This is a genomic window from Vibrio sp. 10N.286.46.A8, assembly GCF_041470165.1.
GTDB classification, from domain to species: domain Bacteria; phylum Pseudomonadota; class Gammaproteobacteria; order Enterobacterales; family Vibrionaceae; genus Vibrio; species Vibrio tasmaniensis_A.
The window spans coordinates 1-26,926 of record NZ_JBFRLX010000047.1; the positions used below are offsets into that span (position 1 = coordinate 1).

Consider the following 26,926-nt stretch of genomic DNA (forward strand, 5'->3'; position numbering starts at 1 on the left):
CTCAGAACCTGAGCCATCTCGTCCAGCGAAAGGTCGCCCAAGCCTTCGTGTTATCAAATAGCGTTATTTTTTAAATAACTCCAAATACAAAAAAAGCAGCGATTTATCGCTGCTTTTTCTTTTTGTGCTAACTGACTTTTATTAATCTGATTCATTTCGTTAGGCTTTACCAGCCAACCAACCAGCTAAGTTGGCTAAGTAAATTCAGAGGGTGTTAGTTTACCGAATTGTCATCTTCACCATATTCAAACGCTCGAATCACCTGCTTCACACCAGAGATATTACGCGCAACTTCTGTCGCGATATCAGCGTGTTCTCGAGAAACTAATCCAAGCAGAAATACTTCTGAATCTTCAGTAATGACTTTGACTTTGATACCGTTAAGTTCAGACTTGGCAAGTAGGGCAGACTTCACTTTAGTGGTAATCCAACTGTCTTTGCTGATAGCACTAACAGACAGTGGCTCTTTCACTCGGATCTGGTTGTGTATACTTTCAACCCCCGTTACTGCTTTAGCTTGGCTTTCAAAAGCACGACGTTCAGCATCTGTCGTTGCTTGCCCCATCAGAACTACTGAACCACGGTAAGAGCTTGCTGTGATACTGACATTGCCGCGAAATGGCGGTTTATTAGTCATAGCTGCAACTTCAAATTCGATATTGTTGTCGCTCCAAATCTCTTTGGTGGTTCGTGTATCGGTGACTAGATTTGCAGTAGTTGCTGCACCAGCAATGAAAAGACCAGCACAACCAGATAACGACAGTGTAAGTAGCGAAACACTAATCAGCTTAAGCAGCTTCATAGAAGTTAATGATTTCATCGTGATGCTCCGTATATCACTCTTCGTGAGCTGGGAAGAGTACTTGATCGATTAGGTCACATAAGCAGTGTAGTGTCACCATGTGTACTTCGTGGATACGTGCTGTACGGTGTGAGGGAATACGAATTTCTACATCGTGCTCACCAAGCAGGCCAGCCATTTCACCACCATCTTTACCAGTAAAGGCGATGATTGTCATATCACGTGTTACCGCAGCTTCCATTGCTTTGATGATGTTTTTACTGTTACCACTAGTAGATATAGCCAGTAAAATATCACCAGTTTGACCAAACGCACGTACCTGCTTAGAGAAGATCTCTTCATAGTGGTAGTCGTTTGCCACAGCCGTTAGTGTGGTGTTATCAGCAGTGAGAGCCATTGCAGGAAGACTAGGGCGCTCGGTTTCAAAGCGATTAAGTAGGCAAGAGACAAATTGCTGAGCATTCGATGCCGAACCACCGTTACCACAACAAAGAATCTTGTTTCCGTTAAGCAGGGTTGCAACCATTGCTTGAGCGGCATGCGTGATTGCGTCTGGCAGAGCTTCTGCCGCCGCAATTTGGATTTGAATACTTTCTGTAAAACTTTCTTTGATGCTGTCTAGCATGTTTATCCTTGGGTAATCGCGTTTTGAATCCAGTCGATAGTGTCATTCGGCCCTTCGATGGCAATGATATCAAACCTGTAATCTGTAGAGTGTACCGACAAGCCTTGCTGCATAAGCCAAACATTGGCTGTTTTGAGTAGCTTTTGTGACTTTTTGGCTGTCACCATTTCAGCGGCATGTCCGTAGCGTGTTTGCTTGCGGTATTTTACCTCAGTAAACACAACCGTATTGTTATGGCGCATTATAAGATCAATTTCGCCACACTTTGCTATGAAGTTTTCTTCAATTAACGATAAACCGTGGCGAACTAAATAATTCTTTGCCACGGTCTCGTATTTATCACCCACTTGTTTGTGGGTGATTGTTGGCTTGGATAGGAACTTACGGCTAAAAAGCCCCATGCTCTGCCCAGCTGATTTCACGTTGAACAACACAGTTGTTGTCGATGGTTAATACGCCGGTTTCACCTGTAATGCTGTAATCTTGTACGGCTTTCATCTGTGGTAGTGCATCCATTAGATAGTATGCATCCATTCCTAGTGCTTGTAGACGCTTTTGGCTGTTCGAGTGTGAAGGCCATAGGTCATTAAGCGCTTTGTTAAGCTCGTTTTTGTTCTCGACCAATAGCGGGATATCGCTGTAGAAGACACCCGTTAGGTCTTCATATTGCTTGTCACCGCTGTTGCTGCGTGAATTTGAAAACAGTGCAGGTTGGCTAGCATCAGGGTTAATTGCAACTTCAATGAAGGGTTTGATGAGTGTTAGCTCTGAGTTCTTAGCGACAATGTAGACAGAATCGATATCACGACGACTGCGTGGCTCTGTTTCTAGGTCTAAGTTAAGTAGCCCATCCATTTGAGCGATACGTTGTTGGCTCTCTTGTAAACCGAAAATCTGATTCACATTACGCTGCAGTTGGCGTTTGTCAGAGAAGAACCTGATTGCAACGTCGTTGTTGCTGTATTTCTGCCACTCTTCGTTAAATGCTTGCTTAACGCGGTCACCTAAGCGTCCTTTGGGTGCAAGAATAAGTGGGTACTTATAGCCTTGTGCAAAAAGGTGTTTCGCAGCCTGAGCGACTTCTTGTTCTGGCGATAAAGCGAGATAACAAATATTAGTATCTGGTTCTAGCTGAGTTGGAATATTAAGAGCTAATGCTGGAATCGAGTTTTCGTGGTTTTTCTGCGCTTGTTGAAGCTTGGTGATATTGCTCTTAATCAGAGGGCCAACGATGAAATCAACGTTATTCTCTTCCAGTTTCGCTTTAATTTCAGCGGCACTTTGTACGTTGGTATCCATTACGGTCAACGTTGCATCTTCTTCACGCTCTTTGTCATTCATCATCGCAAAGATGAAACCATCACGCACAAGTTGTGCTTGCTTACCGTACTTACCTGTTAGCGGCAGCAGCAGCGCAGTGCTGGTTGGTTTGCTGATCTCTAGTGCCAAGATGTCGGTGATCGCTTGAGGTGTATAAAGCGCTGCTGGGTGACGGGGGTTCTCAGCTAACCAATCAGCTAGGGTTTCCTGTAGGTTTGGAAGGTTCGAATTCAGCGTCTTCATGTAGATAGCCAGTTGCAACCAACCTGAAAGCACATCTTCTGTCGGCGATGTTTTCAGTTCTAGAATCTCGTATTGAGAGTAGCTATTCAGGTTCTGCCAAATACGGTCGGCCGTTTGCTGTTGGCTTTCGTCGCTAGCGTCCAGATATTCAGAATAAAGGACTAATTCACGGCTCGCTTCGAAATACTCATTCTGTATTTCAGAAATGTTGGCGCGTAGCTCGTGATAATCTTTCCATTGCTCGTTCGGAAGCTTCCACCAAGGTTGAAAGTTCAGTTGGCTGTACGCTTGCTGTGGTTGCGAGTTATTCACCAGCAGTTGAGCGCGAGCTAGTTGCCATTCTGCTTGTTGAACTTCACTCAGCTCTTGTTTGGCTAAGCGTTTGATCAGCAGAGTCGCTTGATCGGTTTTTCCAGCTTGCACAGAAGCCTTAAGCGCCATGATTAACCAGTCGTTTTGTAGACTTCCTTTGCTACTATCCGCCTGCATCATGTAACTTTCAGTTGATTGCGCTGGATCTAGTGTAATATCAACACGCGTTGGTGCTTGAGGACCTGAAGAACAAGCCGCCAATGTAATTGCTAATGCAATTGGAGTGAGTAAGCGTGGTACACTGAGTCTCTTATGGTTCATCGTTGCCATGAGTTCTTTAAATTCCGTATAAATTTGTATCTATATTAATCGTTGAAGTGATGGTAAACAAATGACAGATAACAAAACCTTGCTCACAGAGAGCCCAACTCTCTATATTGTGCCAACCCCAATCGGAAATTTGGGAGATATCACTCAAAGAGCAATTGAAATTTTATCAAGTGTCGATGTTATTGCAGCCGAAGACACACGCCACACGGGTAAGCTGCTTGCTCACTTCAATATATCAACCAGAACGTTCGCTTTACATGATCATAATGAACAAACTAAAGCACAAGTTCTAGTCGAAAGGTTATTAGAAGGTCAGTCTATCGCATTAGTCTCTGATGCGGGTACTCCTTTAATCAGTGATCCAGGTTACCATCTTGTCTCACAATGTCGTCAAGCGGGTGTGAGAGTTGTGCCACTTCCTGGTGCTTGTGCTGTGATTACCGCACTAAGTGCGTCTGGTTTGCCGTCTGATCGTTTCAGCTTTGAAGGTTTCTTACCGCCAAAGAGCAAAGGTCGTAAAGACAAGTTCTTAGAGATCGCAAAAGCAGAACGCACGTGTATCTTCTACGAATCTCCCCACCGTATTACTGATTCTCTACAAGACATGCTTGAGATCTTAGGCCCTGACCGTGAGGTTGTGTTGGCGCGTGAGCTAACCAAAACCTTCGAAACCATCCAAGGTCTGCCACTTGGTGAACTTATTGAGTGGATTGAAGAAGACGCAAACCGTAAACGCGGTGAGATGGTATTGCTAATTCACGGTCACCGTGAAGAAGCGAGCACAGAGTTGCCAGACGAAGCGACTCGCACGCTGGGTATTCTAACCAAAGAACTGCCCCTTAAAAAAGCAGCGGCGATGACGGCAGAGATCTACAATCTGAAAAAGAACGCTTTATACAAGTGGGGCCTAGAGCATCTAGACAACTAGATACCTCTTTATAGACTAGATACCTATTTATAGAGTAGCTAACCTGTATTGAAAAGCTTATGAGGAGTGATGGTAATACCGTCGCTCCTTTTTTTGTGCTTGGATTGTGTAAAATTCGTGCACTTGCTTAATGGTTTGCAGCATATTTGTGATCTCGCTAGACACTGCACACTAATCTCTATACAATCCGCCCTCGGAGTTGAACGGGTAATCGCTGCTTTGCTGATGTCCTTCGGGAGACTGACGTTGAGGTCCTTCGGGAAACTGACGTTGAAGTCCTTCGGGAGACTGGTAGAGGGGAGGAACGTCCGGGCTCCATAGAGCAGGGTGCCAGATAACGTCTGGGGGGCGCGAGCCCACGACAAGTGCAGCAGAGAGAAGACCGCCGATGGCCTCATTTCTTCGGAAGAGGCACAGGTAAGGCTGAAAGGGTGCGGTAAGAGCGCACCGTGCGACTGGCAACAGTTCGTAGCAAGGTAAACTCCACCCGGAGCAAGATCAAATAGGCCCTCGCATTGCGCTGCTCGCGTATGGGGGCGGGTAGATTGCTTGAGCCTGTGAGCGATTGCAGGCCTAGACGAATGGTTACCGCCGCGCAAGCGGAACAGAACCCGGCGTATGTGTCAACTCCACCTATATAAAGAACCCATCATTACTTAACGGTAGTGATGGGTTTTTTGCTTTATATTGACGTTAATTATTTAGATTTCCTTAGAATCCATCATCTTGATATGAGCTTGGGTCAAAAATTCCCAAAGGCTATACACAATATGGTGGAGATACGGCGTGAAATCAGTAAACTAAAACGTTAATAGAACATATTATTGCCGAACTAATGGCTCAATCCACTCACTGAGAAGACTATGACAGAAGCATTCAAACATATTTCAGTATTGCTTAACGAATCTATTGACGGACTTGCGATCAAACCTGACGGTACCTATATCGATGGTACTTTTGGCCGTGGTGGTCACAGCCGTACAATCCTGTCTAAACTGGGCGAGAATGGAAGACTCTTTAGTATCGACCGCGATCCACAAGCGATTGCCGAAGCACAAAAGATTGATGACCCTCGTTTTACGATTATTCACGGCCCGTTCTCAGGTATGGCTGAATATGCAGAGCGTTATGACTTAGTCGGTCAAGTGGATGGCGTATTGCTGGATTTAGGTGTCTCTTCACCACAGCTGGATGATGCTGAACGTGGCTTTAGCTTTATGAAAGATGGCCCGCTTGATATGCGTATGGACCCAACAACGGGGATTCCTGTTTCTCAGTGGTTGGTTGAAGCTGATCTTGATGACATCACATGGGTTATTCGTGAGTTCGGTGAAGACAAACACGCTCGTCGTATCGCGAAAGGCATCATTGCTTATCAAGAGAATGAAGAGAACGAACCGCTAACGCGCACTGGTCAACTGGCTAAGCTTATCTCTGATGTCGCTCCAAAAAGCTTCAAAGAGAAAAAACACCCAGCAACACGTGCTTTCCAAGCATTCCGTATCTACATTAACAGTGAACTAGAAGAGATCGATACAGCACTGAAAGGCGCGGCAAGCATTCTAGCTCCTCAAGGTCGTATCTCTGTTATCAGTTTCCACTCGCTTGAAGACCGTATGGTGAAGCGCTTTATCCGTAAAGAGAGCCAAGGACCGCAAGTACCACATGGCCTGCCACTAACTGAAGAGCAGATCAAAGCGCTAGGCAGTGCCGATCTGAAACCAATTGGTAAAGCAATTAAGCCTTCTAAAGATGAAGTGGATGAGAATACTCGTTCGCGTAGTTCAGTACTACGAATCGCAGAAAAGCTATAGTCAATGAAGACCTCCAAACCCAACTTAGCCAAGATAATCTTTTTTGATTTGATCTCCGTGGGCAAAGTCCCATTGGGGCTTCTTATCTGCATCTTTGCGAGTGCGATGGGGGTCGTTCTTACGACACATGTATCACGTCAGGCGATTACGCAAAAAGACATGGCATTGGTGGAGCGGGAACAACTTGATGATGAGTGGCGAAATTTAATGCTTGAAGAGACGGCGCTAGCAGAACACAGCCGCGTTCAAGCATCGGCAAAAAGAGAGCTAGACATGAAACGTCCAGACTCCGACAAAGAAGTTGTGATCACACTGAAATGACCGGTAAAAAGGAAAAAACACCCGCAAAAACCGTTAATGAATCAACGAAAGAGCGAGTGAAGAGCGAAAAGGATTTGGATCCAATTCTTATTAAATGGCGTTTCAACGTTGTTATTGCTTTCGTGTTTCTAGCCTTTGCTGCACTCGTTGGCCGTGTGGCTTACATCCAAATCATTGAACCCGATAACTTAATTCGTCAGGGCGATCTTCGCTCGGTGCGTGTTAAGGCTATTCCTTCTGCTCGCGGTATTATCTCTGACCGCAATGGCGAGCCGCTTGCTGTGAGTGTTCCCGTTGAAGCAGTATGGGCCGACCCAAAAACGATTTTCGATAAAAATGGCATGGCCCAGATTGATCGTTGGTATGCGTTAGCCGATGTACTTGGCCTACAGCGACAATCGATGATCGATAAGATCTCTAGCAATAAATCCCGTCGATTTATTTATCTACAAAGACAAGTTAGCCCTGCGATGGCTAAGTATATCCGTGAACTTAAGCTGGTGGGTGTGGGCCTAAAAGCGGAATCTCGACGTTACTACCCTGCTGGTGAAGTCAGTGCACACCTTATCGGTGTGACCGGAATTGATGGGCACGGCCTGGAAGGGGTTGAACGCAGTTACGATAAATGGCTTACGGGCGAAGCAGGCAAGCGAACGATTCGTAAAGACCGCTACGGACGCGTTGTCGAAAACATTGCGTTAGAAGAACGCGAAGAAGGCAAACCACTAGAACTCACCATCGATCAACGATTGCAGGCGATAGCCTATCGAGCGATTAAGCAAGCGGTGGCCGATCATAAAGCGACCTCAGGCTCTGCAGTATTACTCGATGTGAAAACGGGCGCTGTGTTAGCCATGGTCAATGCACCGTCTTACAACCCGAACAACCGCTCTGATTTACAAAGCTTTAAAATGCGAAACCGCGTGCTGACCGATGCTATGGAGCCCGGCTCAACAGTGAAACCTTTTGTGGTGCTCGCCGCATTAGAAAATGGTACAGCTGATGCGAAATCTATTATTGATACGGGTAATGGCATCATGCAAATTGGAGGTAGCCGAGTACGTGATACCTCTAAAGTGGGCAAGGCTGATTTAGCCTTGATCCTTAAAAAATCAAGTAACATCGGCGTTGCGAAATTAGCGCTTGATATGCCGCTTGAAGCGTTACTTGGTATGTACAGTTCGGTTGGTTTAGGCGAAATGTCTGGGCTAAATCTCGTGGGTGAAACGAGTGGTATTTTTCCTAACCGTCGCCGTTGGTCCAAGTTCGAAATCGCGACGCTATCCTTTGGTTATGGCTTATCTGTGACCCCGCTTCAGTTGGCTCATGCTTACGCAACGTTAGCCAACAAAGGCATGTATGAACCGATTCATATCATTAAAAGCAACGACCAAGACTTCTCAAAGCAGATCATCAAACGTGAAAATGCAGAGATGGTATTGCAAATGTTAGAAGGCGTGACTCAAAAGGGCGGAACTGCAACCAGAGCCGCTGTTCCGGGTTATCGAGTTGCGGCAAAAACGGGTACATCTCGTAAAGCCGCTGCGGGTGGCTATAGTGATGAGTATATTGCTATAACGTCGGGTTTTGCTCCAGTCAGCGATCCAAGAGTAGCTCTGGTTGTCGTAGTCAATGAGCCGCAAGGTGACCTTTACTATGGTGGTTCAGTTGCTGCCCCCGTTTTTTCTGAAATCATGAAGGGTGCACTGCAAATACTCAATGTCCCTGCTGATGAAAACAAGTTTCAAGAATAGAGCCAATCAGGATTCAATATGAGTAATAGCCTCACGCTGTCATCTTTACTTTCTCCTTGGGGGGACTTTAGTTCACTTGAGCTAGATGCGATTGCTGTTGAGCAATTGGAGTTGGATAGCCGTGCAATCAAGGAAGGCGATATTTTTGTTGCCATTGTTGGACATGCCATTGATGGTCGTCGCTTTATCGACAAAGCCGTCGCTCAAGGTGCGAAAGCTGTCGTTGCACAAGCGAGTGATGACAAAGCTCATGGCTTGGTTGAGTGGTTAAATGCTGTTCCTGTTGTTTATGTATCTGAGCTAAATTCAATTCTCTCTGAACTGGCTGGCCGAGTTTATTCTTCTCAAGCGACTAAGTTGATTGGTGTGACCGGCACCAATGGCAAAACCACCATCACCCAATTGATTGCTCAGTGGCTTGATTTGGTCGGCCAGCGTTCGGCGGTAATGGGCACCACGGGTAATGGCCTCTTAGATAACCTAAAAACAGCGGCTAATACCACAGGCAGCGCGATTGAAATACAACGCACACTGAGCGAGTTGGCTGAGGAAAGTGCAGTTTATACCGCGATGGAAATCTCTTCTCATGGTTTGGTCCAAGGCCGAGTAAAAGCGTTGGATTTTGAGGTTGGTGTGTTCACTAACCTGAGTCGTGATCACCTTGATTACCACGGCACGATGGAAGAGTACGCATTGGCTAAGAAGAGCCTGTTTACTCAACACAAATGCAAACATGCAGTGATCAATGTGGATGATGAAGTCGGCAAAGCGTGGATGTCAAATTTGTCCAATGCAATAGCTGTTTCATTGCTTCCGTTGTCTGGTTACCAACAGTCGGTGTGGGCATCTGATGTCGCCTATGCAGAAACTGGGATTAGGCTCTCTTTCGATGGTAGCTGGGGGCAAGGTGATCTTTCGGTTCCATTGATTGGTCAGTTCAACGCATCAAACGTACTGGTTGCTTTCGCGACTTTGCTTTCATTAGGCATCGACAAGCAAACCTTGGTCGACACCGCGTCTCAGCTTCAACCTGTTATTGGTCGTATGGAACTGTTTCAAGTTCCGAGCAAAGCAAAAGTCGTTGTCGATTACGCGCACACGCCAGATGCGCTAGAAAAAGCATTGGCTGCACTACGTGTACACTGCTCTGGAAAGCTGTGGGCTATCTTCGGCTGTGGTGGCGATCGCGACACAGGTAAGCGTCCAATGATGGCGGTAACGGCAGAGCAGTTCGCCGACAAAATTATTATTTCAGATGACAACCCTCGCAGCGAAGATCCTGCTTTGATTGTTAAAGACATGCTAGCTGGCTTAAGCGAACCAGAATCTGCATTCGTCGAGCACGATCGCTATCAAGCGGTTAAGTTTGCCCTAGAACAGGCAGGCAGTAATGACATTATTCTTTTGGCTGGTAAAGGCCATGAGGATTACCAAGTATTGAAAGACGAAACGATCCATTACTCAGATCGAGAGTCCGCGCTACAACTTTTAGGTATTTCATAATGATTGATGTATCACTCGAGCAGATTTGTTCAGCGGTGAGCGGTCAGCTGATTGAGGCTGGCAAGTCGAGCAATAGTGTTATTAATGCGGTTTCTACTGACACTCGAACCGTTGAAGAGGGTGCACTGTTTGTTGCTCTTGTTGGCGAGCGTTTTGATGCGCATGACTTTTGTCATCAAGCGGTAGAGGCTAATGCGAGCGCGTTGTTAGTCGAACGAAAACTTGACCTAAATATTACTCAGGTGGTTGTTGAAGACACTAAACTTGCTTTAGGTCAGCTAAGTGCTTGGATCCACAAACAGTGTAACGTGCCAACCATGGCGATTACAGGCAGTTGTGGTAAAACGACGGTTAAAGAGATGGTGGCAAGCATTCTGCAGCAACGTGGCAAGGTGTTGTTTACCGCAGGTAACTTCAATAATGATATTGGAGTGCCATTGACCTTGTTACGCAGTGAACCTAGCGACGACTATGCGGTGATCGAACTAGGCGCTAACCATATTGGTGAAATTGCCTACACCACTCAGCTAGTGAAGCCACAAGTTGCCTTAGTTAATAATGTAGCCGCGGCTCATTTAGAAGGCTTTGGTTCGATTGATGGTGTGAAACAAGCGAAAGGTGAAATCTTTCAGGGGCTTGCTGCTGATGATACTGCTATTGTTAATCTAGAGAGCAACGGTGGTGACTTTTGGAATGACGTGCTTGCAGATAAAAGCGTGCTGACATTTTCAGAAAGCGACAGCAAGGCGGATTATTTTGCCAAGAATATTCGCATCAATGAGCAAGGTGAAGCGTGCTTTGATATGCAGACACCTCAAGGGTCCATATTTGTTGAGCTTGGTATCATCGGCCAACATAACGTAGCGAATGCATTAGCAGCTGCAGCGTTGAGCATCCAATTTGGAGCCTCGCTTGATGAGGTGAAAAATGGTTTAGCGAATCTGATCTCTGTCAAAGGGCGAGTTGAGGTTCAACAATTAAGTCAGAATATCAAACTCATAGATGACAGTTACAACGCCAGCGTGCCAGCAATGAAGGCGGCAGCGAAGCTACTCTCGAGCTTCAAAGGTCAACGTTGGTTAATTTTAGGTAATATGGCTGAATTAGGCGATGAAAGCCTTGCACTTCACCGTCAAGTCGGTGAATATGCTGCCCCATTCGCTTTTGAGCATGTACTTACTTACGGTGATGATACCAAGGTGATTAGTGAGGTCTGTAATGGTACCCACTTTACAACGCATCAAGCGATGATCGCGCACATAGAGCAGCACCTAAGCTTGCCAGAAAGCGTGTCACATACCTTATTGGTAAAAGGCGCGAATAGTGCAGGAATGAGTAAAATAGCCGCTGCTTTAAAGGAGAACTTTTCATGATAATTTGGCTTGCAGAGCTACTACAGCCACACTTTTCTTTTTTCCGTTTGTTCGAATACTTATCGTTTCGTGCAATCGCGAGTATTTTGACGGCGTTATGTCTGTCACTGTGGATGGGACCTCGTTTAATTGAGCGTCTGCAAATGCTACAAATTGGCCAAGTTGTTCGTAATGACGGCCCTGAATCTCATTTCAGCAAACGTGGCACGCCAACCATGGGCGGTGTGATGATCCTTGCTGCGATCATTATTACGGTATTGATGTGGGCTGATCTCTCGAATCCTTATGTTTGGGCTGTATTAGTTGTACTTGCTGGTTATGGCGCGGTTGGCTTTGTTGATGACTACCGTAAAGTCGTTCGTAAGAACACCGATGGTTTGATCGCTCGCTGGAAGTACTTCTGGCAATCAGCAATTGCGTTAGTCGTGGCGTTTGCTCTGTATGCTCACGGGCACGATACTGCAGCAACTCAATTGGTTGTTCCTTTCTTTAAAGATGTGATGCCACAACTTGGTTTACTGTATATCGTACTAACTTACTTTGTTATTGTGGGAACCAGTAACGCGGTAAACCTAACAGACGGCCTAGACGGCTTGGCCATTATGCCAACGGTTATGGTTGCGGCTGGTTTTGCTGTAATTGCTTGGGCGACCGGTAACGTTAACTTTGCGTCATACTTACACATTCCATACATCCCATACACCTCCGAGCTGGTTGTGGTATGTACTGCTATCGTCGGTGCCGGGCTTGGCTTCCTATGGTTCAACACTTATCCTGCACAAGTATTCATGGGCGATGTTGGCTCGCTAGCGCTTGGTGGTGCTCTGGGTGTGATCGCTGTGTTAGTTCGCCAAGAGTTGGTATTGGTTATCATGGGCGGTGTGTTTGTAATGGAGACTTTGTCAGTGATACTGCAAGTTGGCTCTTACAAATTGCGCGGTCAGCGTATTTTCCGCATGGCACCAATTCACCACCACTATGAACTGAAAGGTTGGCCGGAGCCACGTGTCATCGTGCGTTTTTGGATCATTTCAATGGTATTAGTACTGGTTGGCTTAGCAACGCTGAAAGTTCGTTAATCCTATCTGAGCCTCTTAATGAGAGGCTCTTTAAAACTATTAAGAGCATCTTGTTTAAATGGAACATTGGCAAAATATTCAAAATGTAGTGGTTGTGGGGCTCGGTATTACCGGGCTCTCTGTCGTTAAACATCTCGTAAAATATCAACCTCATACGCATGTGAAGGTAATTGATACGCGAGAGCTACCACCAGGAAAAGAATCTTTGCCTGAATCGGTAGAGCTGCATTCTGGAAGTTGGAATAGCCAATGGTTAGCGGAAGCTGATTTAGTGGTTGCTAACCCAGGTATCGCCTTAGTGACCCCTGAAATACAAGATGTTATTCAAGCGGGTATTCCGGTTGTTGGCGATATTGAACTTTTTGGTTGGGCGGTAGACAAACCCGTCGTGGCAATAACAGGCTCCAATGGTAAGAGTACTGTGACCGATTTAACAGGTGTGCTTGCTAAAGCTGTCGGTCTTAACGTTGGCGTTGGTGGCAACATCGGTATTCCTGCCTTAGACCTACTTGAGCTTGATGCCGACTTATATGTCCTTGAGCTTTCAAGCTTTCAGCTAGAGACAACATCCAGCCTAAATCTTGCAGCGGCGGCCTTTTTGAACTTGTCAGAAGATCATATGGATCGCTATCAAGGCATGGCCGATTACCGTGACGCTAAATTAAGAATTTTTAATAACGCTCAGTACGCGATTGTAAACCGCGAAGACAAAGAGACTTATCCTGATCAAACGATGTCTTTGGTGACATTTGGACTTGATGACCAAGAGTTTGGTGTATCAATGGTCGATGGTACCGAATGGCTAGTGGATAACGGTAAGCCAGTACTTGCTACCCAAGATTTAACATTGGTTGGACGTCATAACGTGGCGAATGCGTTAGTCTCTTTAGCACTGCTTAAGCAAGTTGGTATTGATTACAGCAAAAGCCTTGAAGCTCTGAAAGCCTACAACGGTTTAACGCATCGCTGCCAAGTAGTGGCTGACAAACGCGAAATCAAATGGGTTAACGACTCGAAAGCGACCAACGTAGCCAGCACACAGGCTGCTTTGTCGGGGTTAGAGTACCAAGGTACTTTGTACCTCTTAGTCGGAGGTGTGGGCAAAGGCGCTGACTTTAGCGAGCTTAAGCCTGTGTTGGCGCAACTAGACCGCGTACAACTGTGTTGCTTCGGTGAGGATGCAGATCAATTCATGCCTCTACACCCATCGGCACAAAAGTTCGATACCATGCAGCAGATAATCGAATCCATCTCACCACAGCTGGTGGCTGGAGATATGGTGATGCTGTCTCCGGCGTGCGCAAGCTTCGATCAATTTAATAATTTCATGGCAAGAGGTGATGCGTTCACTGAACTTGCTCATGAGTATGCCTAACGTGTTGAAGGACTAACATTCAGTGCAAAGAGTGAAAGAGATTAATCAATCTATTTGGCAATGGCTTAACCGTGCTACACCAGAGGCGCTCTACGATCGTCAGTTGGTATGGATTGCTCTTGGACTGATGCTGACGGGCTTGGTAATGGTAACGTCGGCTTCGTTCCCAATCAGTGCTCGTTTAACCGATCAGCCGTTTCACTTCATGTTCCGCCACGCCATTTTCCTGGTGTTAGCGTTAGGTGTATCCAGCGTAATATTACAAATCCCGATGAAACGCTGGTTTCAATACAGTATGTACCTATTGGGCTTATCCTTCTTTTTGCTAGTGGTGGTGTTAGCCGTCGGTAAGTCGGTTAACGGTGCCTCACGTTGGATTCCTCTCGGGCTGTTTAACTTACAACCTGCTGAAGTCGCTAAGTTATCTCTGTTTATCTTTATGGCGGGCTACTTGGTTCGTAAACAGGATGAAGTGAGAAAAACCTTCTTCGGTGGTTTTGGTAAACCGATCATGGTGTTCGGTGCCTTTGCGGTGTTGCTACTTGGCCAGCCCGATTTGGGGACCGTTGTCGTAATGTTGGTTACATTGTTTGGCATGTTATTTATCGCAGGTGCTAAGCTGTCACAATTTATAGCCTTAATGGTGGCAGGTATTGCTGCCGTTGTGGGATTGATTGTTATTGAGCCTTATCGTGTTCGACGTGTTACGTCATTCTGGGAACCTTGGAGTGACCCGTTTGGTAGTGGTTATCAGCTAACTCAATCATTGATGGCGTTCGGTCGTGGTGATTGGATGGGACAAGGGCTTGGTAATTCAATTCAAAAACTCGAGTACCTACCTGAAGCACACACCGATTTTGTTTTTGCTGTACTGGCAGAAGAGTTGGGTTTTGTTGGCGTAACCTTAGTGTTGATGCTGATCTTTAGCTTGGTTTTTAAAGCTATTTTTATTGGTAAAAAAGCTTTCGAAAACGACCAAGTGTTCAGCGGTTATCTGGCGTTTGGCATTGGTATTTGGTTTGCTTTTCAGACGCTTGTTAATGTCGGTGCCGCTTCAGGTATTGTTCCGACCAAAGGTCTAACCTTACCGCTGATCAGTTACGGTGGTTCAAGCCTTATCGTGATGTCAGTTGCGGTTTCTATGCTGCTGCGTATCGATCATGAATGCCGAGTGCAACAGAAAGAACAAGCCGACAATCAAAACGAATTAGTAGAATAAGAATCATAACGTTATGAAACAAAACAAAAAACTTTTAGTGATGGCTGGTGGTACTGGCGGTCACGTTTTCCCGGGGTTAGCCGTGGCGAAAAAGCTTCAGCAACAAGGTTGGGAAATTCGCTGGTTAGGAACCGCAGACAGAATGGAAGCGGATTTAGTGCCAAAGCATGGTATTGAGATCGACTTCATTAAGGTGAAAGGCCTGCGTGGTCAAGGCGTTAGTAAATTAATTAAAGCGCCGTTCCAGATTATTAATGCCATACTTCAAGCCAGACGACATATTAAAGCATGGCAACCTGATGTGGTGCTTGGCATGGGTGGTTACGTCAGTGGCCCAGGTGGTATCGCGGCTTGGTTATCTGGTATTCCAGTGGTTCTACATGAACAAAATGCAGTGGCAGGTTTAACCAACCAATGGCTGTCTAAGATTGCTAAAAAGGTTTTCCAAGCTTTTCCTGGTGCGTTTCCTACCGCAGAAGTGGTGGGTAACCCAGTACGCGAAGATGTTGTTGCCTTAGCTGAACCCGAGCAACGCATGGCTGAGCGTGATGGTGACATCCGCATCTTGGTTATGGGTGGTAGTCAGGGCGCAAAAATCCTGAACGATACCTTGCCAGTAACGATGGCGCAGCTTGGTGAAGGCTTCACTGTGGTGCATCAAGCAGGTAAGAACAATCAACAGCAAGTGATTGAACAATACAAATCACATTCTGTAGATAATGTTCAAGTGACTGAATTTATTGATGATGTGGCGCAAGCTTATGAGTGGGCAGATCTATTAGTGTGTCGCTCTGGTGCATTAACCGTATCTGAAGTGTCTGCTGCTGGTGTAGGTTCTATTTTCGTTCCGTTTATGCACAAAGACAGACAACAAGCGTTGAATGCCGATCATTTAGTAGAATGTGGCGCGGCGTTAATGATTGAACAGCCTCAACTAACGGCTGATAAACTCGCGAACACTATCGCGCAGCTTGATAGAAATGAATTAAAAATGATGGCAACAAAAGCTCGTCAAGCCGCCAAGCTTGATGCTGATGTGACTGTCGCTGAAGCGATCAAAGCTTTAGCAAAATAATGAGATTGAATTGATGACGATTGAACATACCCAAGACTTAGCGCAAATCCGTGCAATGGTGCCAGAGATGCGCCGTGTTAAATCTATCCACTTCATTGGTATTGGTGGTGCCGGAATGAGCGGGATTGCTGAAGTCTTGCTTAATGAAGGCTACCAGATCACAGGTTCTGATATTGCTCAAAATCCAGTGACAGAACGCTTAGTTAGCAAGGGGGCTACTGTTTACGTTGGTCACCAAGCAAGTAACGTTGCCGATGCAAGTGTGGTGGTGGTTTCAACCGCTATCAACGAAGAAAACCCAGAAATTATTGCTGCTCGTGAAGCGCGCACACCGATCGTTCGTCGTGCTGAAATGCTGGCTGAGCTGATGCGTTTTCGTCACGGCATTGCTGTGGCAGGTACACACGGTAAAACAACCACCACTGCGCTAGTGACACAGATTTACTCTGAAGCAGGCCTAGATCCAACCTTCGTAAACGGTGGTTTGGTGAAAAGTGCCGGCACTAACGCACGTTTAGGTTCAAGCCGTATTCTTATCGCTGAAGCCGATGAGAGTGATGCTTCATTCTTACATCTGCAACCAATGGTTAGTATTGTCACTAACATCGAAGCGGATCATATGGATACTTACGGCGGTGATTTTGAAACGCTGAAGCAGACGTTTATTGATTTCTTACACAACCTGCCATTCTACGGCCAGGCTGTTATGTGTGTTGATGATCCTGTAGTGCGTGAGCTTATTCCTCAGGTTAGCCGCCAAGTGATTACTTACGGCTTCTCAGAAGATGCTGATATCCGTATTGAAAACTACGTACAACAAGGTCAGCAAGGCAAGTTCACGGTGGTACGCAAAGGTAAAGCTAACCTTGATATTACGCTAAACATTCCGGGTCGTCACAATGCATTGAATGCATCCGCTGCGATTGCTGTTGCAACGGAAGATGACATCAGCGATGAAGCGATTCTAAAAGCGATGGCTGGAACCGAAGGCACGGGTCGTCGTTTCGATCACCTAGGTGAGTACGAAACAGGTAAAGGCGTTGCAATGCTGGTCGATGATTACGGTCATCACCCAACCGAAGTGGACGTAACCATTCAAGCAGCACGAAGTGGTTGGACTGATAAGCGTCTTGTTATGATCTTCCAACCGCACCGTTACAGCCGTACTCGTGATCTATATGATGATTTTGCGAATGTTCTTGAGCAAGTTGATGTACTTATTCTATTGGATGTTTATTCTGCAGGTGAGAAACCAATTGCAGGGGCTGATGGGCGTTCATTAAGTCGAACTATTCGCGGGCGTGGTAAGATAGATCCAATTTTTGTTGCCGATATCAACGCACTGCCATCGGCTTTAGCCAACGTAATTCAAGGTGGTGACCTTGTTTTAACGCAGGGTGCGGGCGATGTTGGCCGAGTAGCGAAGCAGTTGGAATCATTGCAGTTAGACATTAATAAGATGCAGAACGCGTAACAGAATACTGTCTACAGACTGTGGTCAATCGCTCACTTCTTGCGATTGACCTAAAATTGACCAAAAATCTTATTATCAACGTTTGATAGTTTAATTTTGCTCAGTATAATTCATAGGTTAAAGTAAGTGCTTTTACCTCTATTACGAAGATAGGGAATAGAATTGCGAACCAACGACAGGGAATGCGGGCTTTGGTAGAAAGTACTTTTAGCGAAAACCGCCACCTATTCAGTTTACCGTCGCTCAAGAAACACGCCTTAGGCGGGTCTTTTTTTGTCATGGTATTGCTATTCATTGGATTTCTTTTCTATACCACACTGACTTGGATGTGGGACGATCAGCGATTGCCTCTCTCTAAAATAGTACTGCAAGGCGACTTAACTTATGTAACCGCTGGTGATGTTCAACATGCCTTTAGCGAGCTAGAGCATATTGGAACATTCATGTCTCAAGATATTGGCGTGTTGCAACACAGTTTAGAAGCGTTGCCTTGGGTTTCTGTTGTCTCGATTCGTAAGCAGTGGCCAGACACAATAAAAGTATTTTTGACTGAGTATCATGCGACAGCTATCTGGAATGGCAATATGCTGTTGAATGAAGATGGTCAGGTGTTTAATGGTGATATTGGCCTTTTGAAGGGTGATAGAGTTAAACTTTACGGTCCAGATGGCACTAGCCAACAAGTGATTGAAAAGTGGCGACAGATAACGCCTTTAATTAACAGCCTAGGGTTAACCGTTACCTCGCTCGTTCTCAATGAGCGTCGCGCCTGGCAAATCATTCTAGACAACGGTATTCGTTTAGAATTAGGTAAAGATTTTTTAGATGAGCGTGTTGAGCGCTTTATTTCGCTTTACAACGAATTAGGTAGTAAGGCGAATCAAGTGAGCTACATCGACCTCAGGTACGATACGGGAGCCGCTGTAGGCTGGTTTCCAGAGCAAGAGTTAGAAGAGAGTACAGATGACTAAGACCGCAGATGACAACATAATCGTTGGTCTTGATATAGGCACTGCGACCATATCAGCTCTAGTTGGTGAAATATTGCCTGATGGTCAAATCAATATCATTGGTTCTGGGCAAAGCCCATCCAGAGGTATGGATAAAGGTGGTGTAAACGACCTAGAGTCGGTAGTTAAGTCGGTTCAGCGAGCTATTGATCAAGCAGAGTTGATGGCGGAATGCCAAATCAGCAATGTATTTATCTCGCTATCGGGTAAACATATCGCAAGCCGAATTGAAAAAGGCATGGGCACTATCTCTGATGAAGAAGTGTCTCAAGACGATATGGATCGAGCGATCCATACCGCGAAATCAATTAAAATAGGTGATGAGCAGAGAATTCTGCACGTGATCCCTCAGGAATTTACCATTGATTATCAAGAAGGGATTAAGAACCCACTTGGTTTATCTGGTGTTCGAATGGAAGTCAGTGTTCACCTAATTTCTTGCCATAGCGACATGGCGAGAAATATTATTAAAGCTGTTGAACGATGTGGTCTCACTGTAGAACAAATCGTGTTTTCAGGACTTGCCTCAAGTAATGCGGTAATTACTGACGACGAGAGAGAGCTTGGAGTCTGTGTTGTTGATATTGGTGCTGGTACGATGGATATCTCCATTTGGACTGGCGGCGCACTGCGACACACAGAAGTCTTTTCCTACGCAGGAAATGCAGTAACCAGTGATATTGCCTTCGCTTTTGGCACGCCAGTGAGCGATGCTGAAGAGATAAAAGTAAACCATGGTTGCGCTCTGAGTGAACTCGTAAGCAAGGATGATTCTGTTAACGTCCCTAGTGTAGGTGGCCGTCCATCGAGAAGTTTGCAAAGACAAACTTTGTCGGAAGTGATTGAACCACGTTACACTGAACTTATGGGGCTCGTTAACCAAACTATTGATACGGTTCAATTACAGCTACGAGATGAAGGTATTAAACACCACCTTGCAGCTGGCGTCGTTCTCACTGGTGGAGCGGCACAAATTGACGGATTGGTAGAGTGTGCGGAACGTGTTTTCCGCAATCAAGTTCGAGTTGGTAAGCCGTTAGAAGTTAGTGGTTTAACCGACTATGTTAAAGAGCCGTATCATTCTACGGCGGTTGGTTTACTTCATTACGCAAGAGATTGTCAGATCAGCGATGAAGGTGATTACAGCGAACCTAAGCGTTCAGCACCTTCTATGTCTGGTTTATTTGGTAAATTGCGTAATTGGATACAAAAAGAGTTTTAACCTGAGTTGCAGGAAAAAACGGAGATAACACATGTTTGAACCGATGATGGAAATGTCTGACGATGCAGTAATTAAAGTCGTTGGAGTTGGTGGCGGTGGCGGTAACGCTGTTGAGCACATGGTGCGTGAATCAATCGAAGGTGTAGAATTCATCAGTGTTAACACTGATGCACAAGCACTTCGTAAAACAAGCGTTAGCAGCGTGATCCAAATTGGTGGTGATATCACTAAAGGTTTGGGCGCTGGTGCAAACCCACAAGTAGGCCGTGATGCAGCTCTCGAAGATCGAGAAAGAATTAAAGAAGTTCTAACTGGCGCCGATATGGTATTTATCGCAGCTGGTATGGGCGGTGGTACGGGTACAGGTGCTGCTCCAGTTATTGCTGAAGTTGCGAAAGAGCTGGGTGTGCTAACGGTTGCTGTTGTAACTAAGCCATTTAGCTTCGAAGGCAAAAAGCGTTTAGCGTTTGCTGAGCAAGGTATCGAAGAGCTTTCTAAGCATGTGGATTCTTTAATTACGATTCCAAATGAAAAGCTACTTAAGGTACTTGGCCGCGGCGTCACTCTGCTAGAAGCTTTCGCAAGTGCAAATGATGTACTTAAAAATGCTGTACAAGGTATCGCTGAGCTAATTACTCGCCCAGGTATGATTAACGTCGATTTCGCGGATGTTCGCACCGTAATGTCAGAGATGGGTCATGCAATGATGGGTAGCGGTATCGCAAAAGGCGAAGACCGTGCTGAAGAAGCTGCTGAAACGGCAATTTCTAGCCCACTACTAGAAGACATCGACCTAGCTGGTGCTCGTGGCGTTCTTGTGAACATCACAGCTGGCCTAGATATGCGCTTAGATGAATTCGAAACAGTAGGTAATACAGTTAAGGCATTCGCATCTGATAACGCAACGGTTGTTATTGGTACATCTCTAGACCCTGATATGACGGATGAAATCCGTGTAACTGTTGTAGCAACAGGTATCGGCACAGAGAAAAAACCAGACATTACACTAGTTGCTGGTGGTAAAGCTAAGGTTGCACCAACTCCTCAACCACAGGTAGCGGCTCAAACTGCACCAAAAGTGGAAGATAAAGTGGCACAACCATTGCAAGAAAAAACTGAGGTGAAACCTCAAGTTAAGCCGCAGCCAACAACGTCACCTGTTTCTTCAGGTACAGGCGCTAGCCAAAGTGCAGCACCTAAAGCTGAGAAAGAGAGTGGATACTTAGATATTCCGGCATTCTTACGACGTCAGGCTGATTAACAAATACCCAAAGTTTGACTATCGTCGAATTAATGGTAAAATTCGCGGTCGGTAAATACTGACCGTGATTTGTAGCACTGATAACGAGGCAAGCAGATGATCAGACAACGTACTCTGAAAGAAATTGTGAAAACAACTGGTGTGGGTCTCCACTCTGGTCGTAAAGTCACACTTACTCTTCGCCCGGCAGCTGCAAATACAGGTATTGTTTATCGTCGTACAGATGTAAATCCACCTGTAGATTTCCCAGCTGATCCAGCGTCAGTTCGTGACACTATGTTATGTACTGCTCTTGTTAATGACGAAGGCGTACGTATCTCTACAGTGGAACACCTTAACGCAGCTCTAGCGGGTATGGGTATCGACAACATTATTGTTGAAGTCGATGCACCAGAGATCCCAATTATGGATGGTAGCGCAAGCCCATTCGTATACTTGCTACAACAAGCGGGTGTAGAAACACTGAATGCAGCGAAACGTTTTATTCGAATCAAAAAGCCAATCCGTTTTGAAGATGGCGATAAGTGGGCAGAGTTTGTGCCATTTAACGGCTTCCGTATGGACTTCGAAATCGAATTCAACCATCCAGCAATTGAATCTGATGAACAGCACCTGTTGTTTGATTTTTCTTCACAAGGCTTTGTGAAAGAAATTTCTCGTGCTCGTACCTTCGGCTTCATGCGTGATATTGAATACCTACAATCACAAAACTTGTGTTTGGGTGGTAGCTTTGATTGCGCAATCGTACTAGACGAATACCGAATTCTTAATGAAGAAGGTCTACGTTTCGAAAACGAGTTCGTAACGCATAAAGTGCTAGATGCGATTGGTGACCTTTACATGTGTGGACACGCTATTATCGGTGAGTTCCGAGCATACAAATCAGGTCACGGCCTAAATAATCAACTACTACGCGCAGTACTTGCTGATGCAGAAGCTTGGGAATGGGCAACATTCGAAGAAGAGGCTGGCTCTCCTGTTGCGTTTGCTGAACCAGGAATGGTTCTAGCGTAATTGTTGTTTACGACAATATAAGATTTTGAAAACCAGGTCATTGACCTGGTTTTTTTGTATCTATTTTCCAGATACAGTGTCGTCAGTATTTAAAAGTTGCCTAGTATTTGGCTACAGTCTGGCTAATCCATCAACAATTAGAAAGAAAAGTACCAAGCACATCAAACAAATGGGGTTATAAATGGTCGTTGGTGTGAAAATTACTTACACTAGAGGGCATTAATTTTAACTGAAGCCTTGAAAACTCTACTCTCAAGTACAATATCAAAGATACTAGATTTATCTCAGTATCCTTGGTTAGTAACTAAAGACTAGTTTATAGCTAGTAGAGACTGACGGCATTTAAAATAGATCGCGGACGATCTGAGAACGAAGAGATTCCAAGCACATGATTACTAAGCTGCTGACAAAGGTAATTGGCAGTCGCAATGACAGAACACTGCGCCGCCTTAGAAAAATTGTAAAAGAAATTAATAACTTCGAACCAACGTTTGAAGCTCTTTCAGACGATGAACTAAAAGCAAAAACGGTTGAGTTTCGTGAGCGCTTAGATAAAGGTGAATCGTTAGATCAACTTCTACCTGAAGCATTCGCTACGGTACGTGAAGCGTCGAAGCGTGTTTACGGCATGCGTCATTTTGACGTGCAAATGATTGGTGGCATGGTTCTAAATGCTGGCCAAATTGCAGAGATGCGTACTGGTGAAGGTAAGACACTTACCGCAACCCTACCAGCTTATCTAAACGCGCTACCAAGCAAAGGTGTTCACGTAATAACGGTGAACGATTACCTAGCGAAGCGTGATGCGGAAACAAACCGCCCATTATTTGAATTCCTTGGCATGACTGTTGGCGTGAATGTGGCAAACATGGCTCCGCCAGAGAAAAAAGAAGCGTACCAAGCTGACATCCTATACGGAACAAACAACGAGTTTGGTTTTGATTACCTTCGTGACAACATGGCATTCCGTGCTGAAGACCGAGTTCAACGTGAGCGCTTCTTTGCTGTAGTCGATGAGGTTGACTCAATATTAATTGATGAAGCTCGTACTCCGTTAATTATCTCTGGCCCCGCTGAAGATAGTTCTGACCTTTATACGCGCATTAACACTCTAATTCCTTCTCTAGAGCGTCAAGATAAAGAAGATTCAGAAGAGTACCGTGGTGAAGGTCACTACACCATGGACGAAAAATCAAAACAGGTTCACCTGACTGAAAACGGTCAAGAATTTGTAGAAGAGCTAATGGTCAAAAACGGCTTGATGGAAGAGGGTGACACACTTTACTCTCCAACCAATATCAGCCTATTGCACCATGTGAATGCTGCGCTTCGTGCACACGTATTGTTTGAGAAAAACGTCGACTACATCGTTACTGAAGAAGGCGAAGTGGTTATCGTTGATGAACATACTGGTCGTACTATGCCAGGTCGTCGTTGGTCTGAAGGTTTACACCAAGCTGTTGAAGCTAAAGAAGGTGTGAAGATTCAAAATGAAAACCAAACATTAGCATCGATCACATTCCAGAATTTCTTCCGTCTGTATGAAAAACTGTCAGGTATGACAGGTACTGCTGATACAGAAGCGTTCGAATTCCAGTCTATCTACGGCCTAGAAACGGTGGTTATCCCAACCAACAAGCCTATGGTTCGTAACGATATGCCAGATGTGGTTTATCGTACTGAAGAAGACAAGTTCAATGCGATCATTGAAGACATCAAAGACCGTGTAGCGGCTGGTCAGCCATCACTGGTTGGTACAGTTTCTATCGAGAAATCTGAACTGCTGTCTAACGCATTGAAAAAATCAAAAATTAAGCACAACGTTCTAAATGCTAAGTTTCATGAAATGGAAGCTGAGATCGTTGCACAAGCTGGTATGCCTGGTGCGGTAACTATCGCAACTAACATGGCCGGTCGTGGTACCGATATCGTGCTAGGTGGTAGCTGGCAGGCACAACTTGAGAAACTAGATAACCCAACCAAAGAGCAGATCGAGAAGATCAAAGCTGATTGGAGAATCATTCACGATAAAGTACTTGAGTCAGGTGGTCTGCACATCATTGGTACTGAGCGTCATGAATCTCGCCGTATCGATAACCAGCTACGTGGTCGTTCTGGTCGTCAAGGTGATGCGGGTTCTTCTCGTTTCTACCTATCAATGGAAGATTCTCTACTACGTATCTTTACGTCTGATCGCATGGCTGGTCTTATCCAAAGTGGTATGGACGAAGGCGAAGCGATTGAATCTAAGATGTTATCTCGCTCAATTGAAAAAGCTCAACGTAAAGTGGAAGGTCGCAACTTCGACATCCGTAAGCAGCTTCTTGAGTACGATGACGTAGCCAATGACCAACGTAAGGTTGTTTATGAGCTACGTGATGAACTGATGAGCTCAGATGACATCAGTGAGATGATTGAACACAACCGTGAAGATGTACTGGCGTCAGTTATTGATGAATACATCGCTCCTCAGTCTCTTGAAGACATGTGGGATATCGCAGGTCTGCAAGATCGTCTCAAAAATGATTTCGATCTAGACTTTGATATTCAAGGTTGGTTAGACGAAGACGACAAGCTTTATGAAGAAGCATTGCGTGAGCGCATTCTTGGTATGGCAGTAGATTCGTACAAACAGAAAGAAGAAGTGGTTGGTGCTCAAGTACTGCGTAACTTCGAGAAGTCTGTGATGCTACAAACGCTAGACGGTCTTTGGAAAGAGCACTTGGCTGCGATGGATCACCTTCGTCAAGGTATCCACTTACGCGGTTATGCTCAGAAGAACCCGAAACAAGAGTACAAGCGCGAGTCGTTTGAACTGTTTGAAGGCCTCCTAGATGTACTGAAAACAGACGTTGTGACCATCCTTTCTAAAGTTCGTGTTCAGCAACAAGAAGAAGTTGAAAAGATGGAAGCTCAACGTCAAGCTCAAGCTGAACAAGCGGCGCGTCGTGCACAAGCACAACATGCAACGGCTGAAAACCAGCTAGCTGACGATGAAGCGGATGCGGCATCTCCACAAACGGTAGTACGCGATGAGCGTAAAGTGGGTCGTAACGAACCATGTCCATGTGGAAGTGGTAAGAAGTACAAACAGTGTCACGGTAAAATAGACTAAGTCTGGTGAATCGTTGCTGTAACGGATGATTGCAGTGTCGGAGGTACTCACTTACTAACGTAAGCTCCGTGCCTCCTCCTTGCACTCACCACGTCACAGCTTAGCTTCACACAAACTTATTGATCAAAAGAGTCGCTTAGGCGGCTCTTTTTGTATGTGAAAATAATAAGGTTTCGATAGCGTCATCCTCGAGAGTGAGGGACGAGCGAATCGGGGATCTTTCGAATTAACAAAAGAGCAGATTCCCTATCTAATTCGTTCCTCATTGTAGGGAATGACGCTAGGGACATAGAAGGAACACCATCATATGAAAAGAATCCACATTGTAGCGGGCATCATCTTCAATCAAGATAAGTCACAGGTATTTATCACTAAGCGCCCAGACGATAAACACAAAGGCGGTTTTTGGGAATTTCCAGGTGGCAAGGTTGAAGCGGGCGAAACCATCGAACAAGCAATGACTCGTGAGCTTGATGAAGAGATTGGTATTAAGGTGACAGAACAGTCTCTGTTTGAACACCTTGAGTTTGACTATACGGATAAGTCTCTTAAGTTTGATTTTATCTTGGTTACTGATTTTGAAGAGCAGCCTTATGGTAAAGAAGGTCAACAAGGTGAATGGGTCGATCTTGAATCATTGAATCAATACGCCTTCCCCGAAGCAAACGTGCCAATTTTAGAGCGAGTAATAAAAGAGTTTTCGTAATTGCTAGCCTGAGTTTGAGATTGTTGTTAGTTTAAAGAGATTAATCGATTGAACGTTGCTGCAAGAGATAAGTGGCAACGGTAACCAAAACAATGGAGATATTCGCAGTGGTAAGAATTGCAATTGCAGGAGCAGCTGGCCGTATGGGTCGTAACTTGGTGAAAGCCGCTCACCATAATTCAGAAGCAAGCGTTGGTGCTGGTTCAGAACGTCCAGAATCATCTTTGGTCGGTGTTGACGTTGGCGAGTTATGCGGTGAAGGTCGTTTTGATGTGGCTCTAGTTGATGACCTTTCGAAAGCGGTTGAACAGTTTGACGTGGTCGTCGACTTTACCGCACCTGTAAGCACATTAGCGAATATTGAACTTTGTAAGCGTCACGGTAAAAAACTGATCATCGGCACTACGGGTTTCTCTGAAGAAGAAAAGCAGGTTATCGATGCGGCTTCAAAAGAAATGGCTATCGTAATGGCACCGAACTATAGCGTTGGCGTGAACTTGGTTTTTAAGCTGTTAGAGAAGGCCGCTAAAGTGATGGGCGATTACTGTGATGTTGAAATCGTAGAGGCTCACCACCGTCATAAAGTCGATGCGCCGTCAGGTACTGCGATCGGCATGGGTGAAGCGATCGCTGGTGCGATGGGCAATGAGCTAAACGATGTCGCTGTATGGTCACGCGAAGGCATTACGGGCGAGCGTACAAAAGATGAGATTGGTTTTGCGACAATCCGTGCCGGTGACATCATTGGCGAGCATACCGCAATGTTTGCTGATATTGGTGAGCGCGTTGAAATTACCCATAAAGCCACGGATAGAATGACCTTTGCTAATGGCGCAATCAAGGCAGCTGTTTGGCTAAATGATAAGCCAGCAGGCTTTTATACCATGACAGACGTCCTTGGTTTAAACGATCTGTAAATAGATATTTATGCGCTGGCAATTGCCGGCGCTTTCTTTATTTACCCCTTTTTTCTACTTAAACTCCTCTTGGTCACTTTCTTCTTATTCTCCGATTTTCCTGATTAGAACTGTATTTAGTTGTTGTTTATCAC

22 protein-coding genes and 1 other RNA gene are annotated in these 26,926 nt (G+C 45.3%); 19 read left to right on the top strand and 4 right to left on the bottom strand.

Features of this window, described 5'->3' with window-relative positions:
• Positions 1 to 214: 214 nt before the first annotated feature.
• From AB4232_RS06005 to AB4232_RS06020, 4 genes are read right to left on the bottom strand one after another with little or no spacing between them, the layout of a single operon-like run.
• Positions 215 to 820, bottom strand: coding sequence for a BON domain-containing protein (locus AB4232_RS06005; RefSeq protein WP_017098300.1), 606 nt, complete (start codon positions 818 to 820; stop codon positions 215 to 217).
• Positions 821 to 836: 16 nt separating this feature from the next.
• The gene (locus AB4232_RS06010) at positions 837 to 1,427 is read right to left on the bottom strand and encodes a phosphoheptose isomerase (RefSeq protein ID WP_004729817.1); all 591 of its coding nucleotides are present in this window, start codon (positions 1,425 to 1,427) and stop codon (positions 837 to 839) included.
• A gap of 2 nt (positions 1,428 to 1,429) precedes the next feature.
• Positions 1,430 to 1,828: a YraN family protein gene (locus tag AB4232_RS06015; protein WP_009848946.1), complete on the bottom strand. Its 399-nt coding sequence runs from the start codon at positions 1,826 to 1,828 to the stop codon at positions 1,430 to 1,432.
• A complete protein-coding gene (locus AB4232_RS06020; RefSeq protein WP_372086601.1) occupies positions 1,815 to 3,632 on the bottom strand; it encodes a penicillin-binding protein activator in 1,818 nt (605 codons plus the stop codon). The genes AB4232_RS06015 and AB4232_RS06020 overlap by 14 nt, the downstream gene beginning before the upstream one ends.
• Positions 3,633 to 3,693: 61 nt before the next feature.
• On the opposite strand from AB4232_RS06020, the gene rsmI reads away from it, so the two are divergent.
• The 19 genes from rsmI (at position 3,694) to dapB (ending at position 26,792) form a co-directional block, all read left to right on the top strand.
• Positions 3,694 to 4,560: a 16S rRNA (cytidine(1402)-2'-O)-methyltransferase gene (rsmI, locus tag AB4232_RS06025; RefSeq protein WP_009848948.1), complete on the top strand. Its 867-nt coding sequence runs from the start codon at positions 3,694 to 3,696 to the stop codon at positions 4,558 to 4,560.
• 195 nt (positions 4,561 to 4,755) lie between these two features.
• Positions 4,756 to 5,195: RNase P RNA component class A (gene rnpB, locus AB4232_RS06030), an RNA gene on the top strand.
• 228 nt (positions 5,196 to 5,423) lie between these two features.
• Positions 5,424 to 6,374, top strand: coding sequence for a 16S rRNA (cytosine(1402)-N(4))-methyltransferase RsmH (rsmH, locus tag AB4232_RS06035; RefSeq protein ID WP_009848949.1), 951 nt, complete (start codon positions 5,424 to 5,426; stop codon positions 6,372 to 6,374).
• Between the two features lie 3 nt (positions 6,375 to 6,377).
• Complete coding sequence (gene ftsL, locus AB4232_RS06040; RefSeq protein ID WP_009848950.1) at positions 6,378 to 6,695, top strand: cell division protein FtsL; 318 nt, start codon at positions 6,378 to 6,380, stop codon at positions 6,693 to 6,695.
• The gene (locus AB4232_RS06045; RefSeq protein WP_012603208.1) at positions 6,692 to 8,449 is read left to right on the top strand and encodes a penicillin-binding transpeptidase domain-containing protein; all 1,758 of its coding nucleotides are present in this window, start codon (positions 6,692 to 6,694) and stop codon (positions 8,447 to 8,449) included. The genes ftsL and AB4232_RS06045 overlap by 4 nt, the downstream gene beginning before the upstream one ends.
• 18 nt (positions 8,450 to 8,467) lie before the next feature.
• The gene (murE, locus tag AB4232_RS06050) at positions 8,468 to 9,952 is read left to right on the top strand and encodes a UDP-N-acetylmuramoyl-L-alanyl-D-glutamate--2,6-diaminopimelate ligase (RefSeq protein WP_372086603.1); all 1,485 of its coding nucleotides are present in this window, start codon (positions 8,468 to 8,470) and stop codon (positions 9,950 to 9,952) included.
• Complete coding sequence (gene murF, locus AB4232_RS06055; RefSeq protein ID WP_372086605.1) at positions 9,952 to 11,325, top strand: UDP-N-acetylmuramoyl-tripeptide--D-alanyl-D-alanine ligase; 1,374 nt, start codon at positions 9,952 to 9,954, stop codon at positions 11,323 to 11,325. Before murE ends, murF begins: the two co-directional genes overlap by 1 nt.
• A complete protein-coding gene (gene mraY / locus AB4232_RS06060) occupies positions 11,322 to 12,404 on the top strand; it encodes a phospho-N-acetylmuramoyl-pentapeptide-transferase (protein WP_009848954.1) in 1,083 nt (360 codons plus the stop codon). Before murF ends, mraY begins: the two co-directional genes overlap by 4 nt.
• A gap of 58 nt (positions 12,405 to 12,462) precedes the next feature.
• Positions 12,463 to 13,779, top strand: a complete 1,317-nt coding sequence (gene murD, locus AB4232_RS06065; protein WP_372086607.1) for a UDP-N-acetylmuramoyl-L-alanine--D-glutamate ligase — start codon at positions 12,463 to 12,465, stop codon at positions 13,777 to 13,779.
• Between the two features lie 22 nt (positions 13,780 to 13,801).
• Positions 13,802 to 14,998, top strand: a complete 1,197-nt coding sequence (gene ftsW, locus AB4232_RS06070; protein ID WP_009848956.1) for a cell division protein FtsW — start codon at positions 13,802 to 13,804, stop codon at positions 14,996 to 14,998.
• A gap of 13 nt (positions 14,999 to 15,011) precedes the next feature.
• Complete coding sequence (gene murG, locus AB4232_RS06075) at positions 15,012 to 16,073, top strand: undecaprenyldiphospho-muramoylpentapeptide beta-N-acetylglucosaminyltransferase (RefSeq protein WP_135382843.1); 1,062 nt, start codon at positions 15,012 to 15,014, stop codon at positions 16,071 to 16,073.
• A gap of 13 nt (positions 16,074 to 16,086) precedes the next feature.
• Positions 16,087 to 17,547 carry a UDP-N-acetylmuramate--L-alanine ligase gene (gene murC, locus AB4232_RS06080; RefSeq protein WP_135382844.1) on the top strand — a complete coding sequence of 487 codons (1,461 nt, stop codon included), beginning with the start codon at positions 16,087 to 16,089 and terminating at the stop codon, positions 17,545 to 17,547.
• A gap of 191 nt (positions 17,548 to 17,738) precedes the next feature.
• Positions 17,739 to 18,518 carry a cell division protein FtsQ/DivIB gene (locus tag AB4232_RS06085; RefSeq protein WP_009848959.1) on the top strand — a complete coding sequence of 260 codons (780 nt, stop codon included), beginning with the start codon at positions 17,739 to 17,741 and terminating at the stop codon, positions 18,516 to 18,518.
• Entirely contained in the window at positions 18,511 to 19,779 is a 1,269-nt protein-coding gene (gene ftsA, locus AB4232_RS06090) for a cell division protein FtsA (protein WP_004729844.1), read from the top strand. Before AB4232_RS06085 ends, ftsA begins: the two co-directional genes overlap by 8 nt.
• A 31-nt stretch (positions 19,780 to 19,810) precedes the next feature.
• Positions 19,811 to 21,040, top strand: coding sequence for a cell division protein FtsZ (gene ftsZ / locus AB4232_RS06095; protein ID WP_012603216.1), 1,230 nt, complete (start codon positions 19,811 to 19,813; stop codon positions 21,038 to 21,040).
• Between the two features lie 96 nt (positions 21,041 to 21,136).
• Positions 21,137 to 22,054, top strand: a complete 918-nt coding sequence (gene lpxC / locus AB4232_RS06100) for a UDP-3-O-acyl-N-acetylglucosamine deacetylase (RefSeq protein ID WP_135382845.1) — start codon at positions 21,137 to 21,139, stop codon at positions 22,052 to 22,054.
• A 388-nt stretch (positions 22,055 to 22,442) separates the two neighbouring features.
• Positions 22,443 to 25,169, top strand: coding sequence for a preprotein translocase subunit SecA (gene secA / locus AB4232_RS06105; protein ID WP_135384533.1), 2,727 nt, complete (start codon positions 22,443 to 22,445; stop codon positions 25,167 to 25,169).
• A gap of 307 nt (positions 25,170 to 25,476) precedes the next feature.
• Positions 25,477 to 25,875 (top strand): 8-oxo-dGTP diphosphatase MutT, encoded by a 399-nt coding sequence (gene mutT, locus AB4232_RS06110; protein ID WP_371727191.1) that lies wholly within the window; start codon positions 25,477 to 25,479, stop codon positions 25,873 to 25,875.
• Positions 25,876 to 25,967: 92 nt separating this feature from the next.
• Positions 25,968 to 26,792: a 4-hydroxy-tetrahydrodipicolinate reductase gene (gene dapB, locus AB4232_RS06115; RefSeq protein WP_371727211.1), complete on the top strand. Its 825-nt coding sequence runs from the start codon at positions 25,968 to 25,970 to the stop codon at positions 26,790 to 26,792.
• Positions 26,793 to 26,926: the final 134 nt, after the last annotated feature.

Excerpts from the sequence above, each read along its gene's own strand:
- secA (WP_135384533.1), top strand. The coding sequence starts at position 22,443 with ATGATTACTAAGCTGCTGACAAAGGTAATTGGCAGTCGCAATGACAGA.
- murG (WP_135382843.1), top strand. The coding sequence starts at position 15,012 with ATGAAACAAAACAAAAAACTTTTAGTGATGGCTGGTGGTACTGGCGGT.
- AB4232_RS06010 (WP_004729817.1), bottom strand. The coding sequence starts at position 1,427 with ATGCTAGACAGCATCAAAGAAAGTTTTACAGAAAGTATTCAAATCCAA.
- dapB (WP_371727211.1), top strand. The coding sequence starts at position 25,968 with ATGGAGATATTCGCAGTGGTAAGAATTGCAATTGCAGGAGCAGCTGGC.
- AB4232_RS06005 (WP_017098300.1), bottom strand. The coding sequence starts at position 820 with ATGAAATCATTAACTTCTATGAAGCTGCTTAAGCTGATTAGTGTTTCG.
- mutT (WP_371727191.1), top strand. The coding sequence starts at position 25,477 with ATGAAAAGAATCCACATTGTAGCGGGCATCATCTTCAATCAAGATAAG.
- murD (WP_372086607.1), top strand. The coding sequence starts at position 12,463 with ATGGAACATTGGCAAAATATTCAAAATGTAGTGGTTGTGGGGCTCGGT.
- mraY (WP_009848954.1), top strand. The coding sequence starts at position 11,322 with ATGATAATTTGGCTTGCAGAGCTACTACAGCCACACTTTTCTTTTTTC.
- AB4232_RS06015 (WP_009848946.1), bottom strand. The coding sequence starts at position 1,828 with ATGGGGCTTTTTAGCCGTAAGTTCCTATCCAAGCCAACAATCACCCAC.
- rsmI (WP_009848948.1), top strand. The coding sequence starts at position 3,694 with ATGACAGATAACAAAACCTTGCTCACAGAGAGCCCAACTCTCTATATT.
- murE (WP_372086603.1), top strand. The coding sequence starts at position 8,468 with ATGAGTAATAGCCTCACGCTGTCATCTTTACTTTCTCCTTGGGGGGAC.
- murC (WP_135382844.1), top strand. The coding sequence starts at position 16,087 with ATGACGATTGAACATACCCAAGACTTAGCGCAAATCCGTGCAATGGTG.
- rsmH (WP_009848949.1), top strand. The coding sequence starts at position 5,424 with ATGACAGAAGCATTCAAACATATTTCAGTATTGCTTAACGAATCTATT.
- ftsZ (WP_012603216.1), top strand. The coding sequence starts at position 19,811 with ATGTTTGAACCGATGATGGAAATGTCTGACGATGCAGTAATTAAAGTC.
- AB4232_RS06020 (WP_372086601.1), bottom strand. The coding sequence starts at position 3,632 with ATGGCAACGATGAACCATAAGAGACTCAGTGTACCACGCTTACTCACT.
- ftsL (WP_009848950.1), top strand. The coding sequence starts at position 6,378 with ATGAAGACCTCCAAACCCAACTTAGCCAAGATAATCTTTTTTGATTTG.
- murF (WP_372086605.1), top strand. The coding sequence starts at position 9,952 with ATGATTGATGTATCACTCGAGCAGATTTGTTCAGCGGTGAGCGGTCAG.
- ftsA (WP_004729844.1), top strand. The coding sequence starts at position 18,511 with ATGACTAAGACCGCAGATGACAACATAATCGTTGGTCTTGATATAGGC.
- lpxC (WP_135382845.1), top strand. The coding sequence starts at position 21,137 with ATGATCAGACAACGTACTCTGAAAGAAATTGTGAAAACAACTGGTGTG.
- AB4232_RS06045 (WP_012603208.1), top strand. The coding sequence starts at position 6,692 with ATGACCGGTAAAAAGGAAAAAACACCCGCAAAAACCGTTAATGAATCA.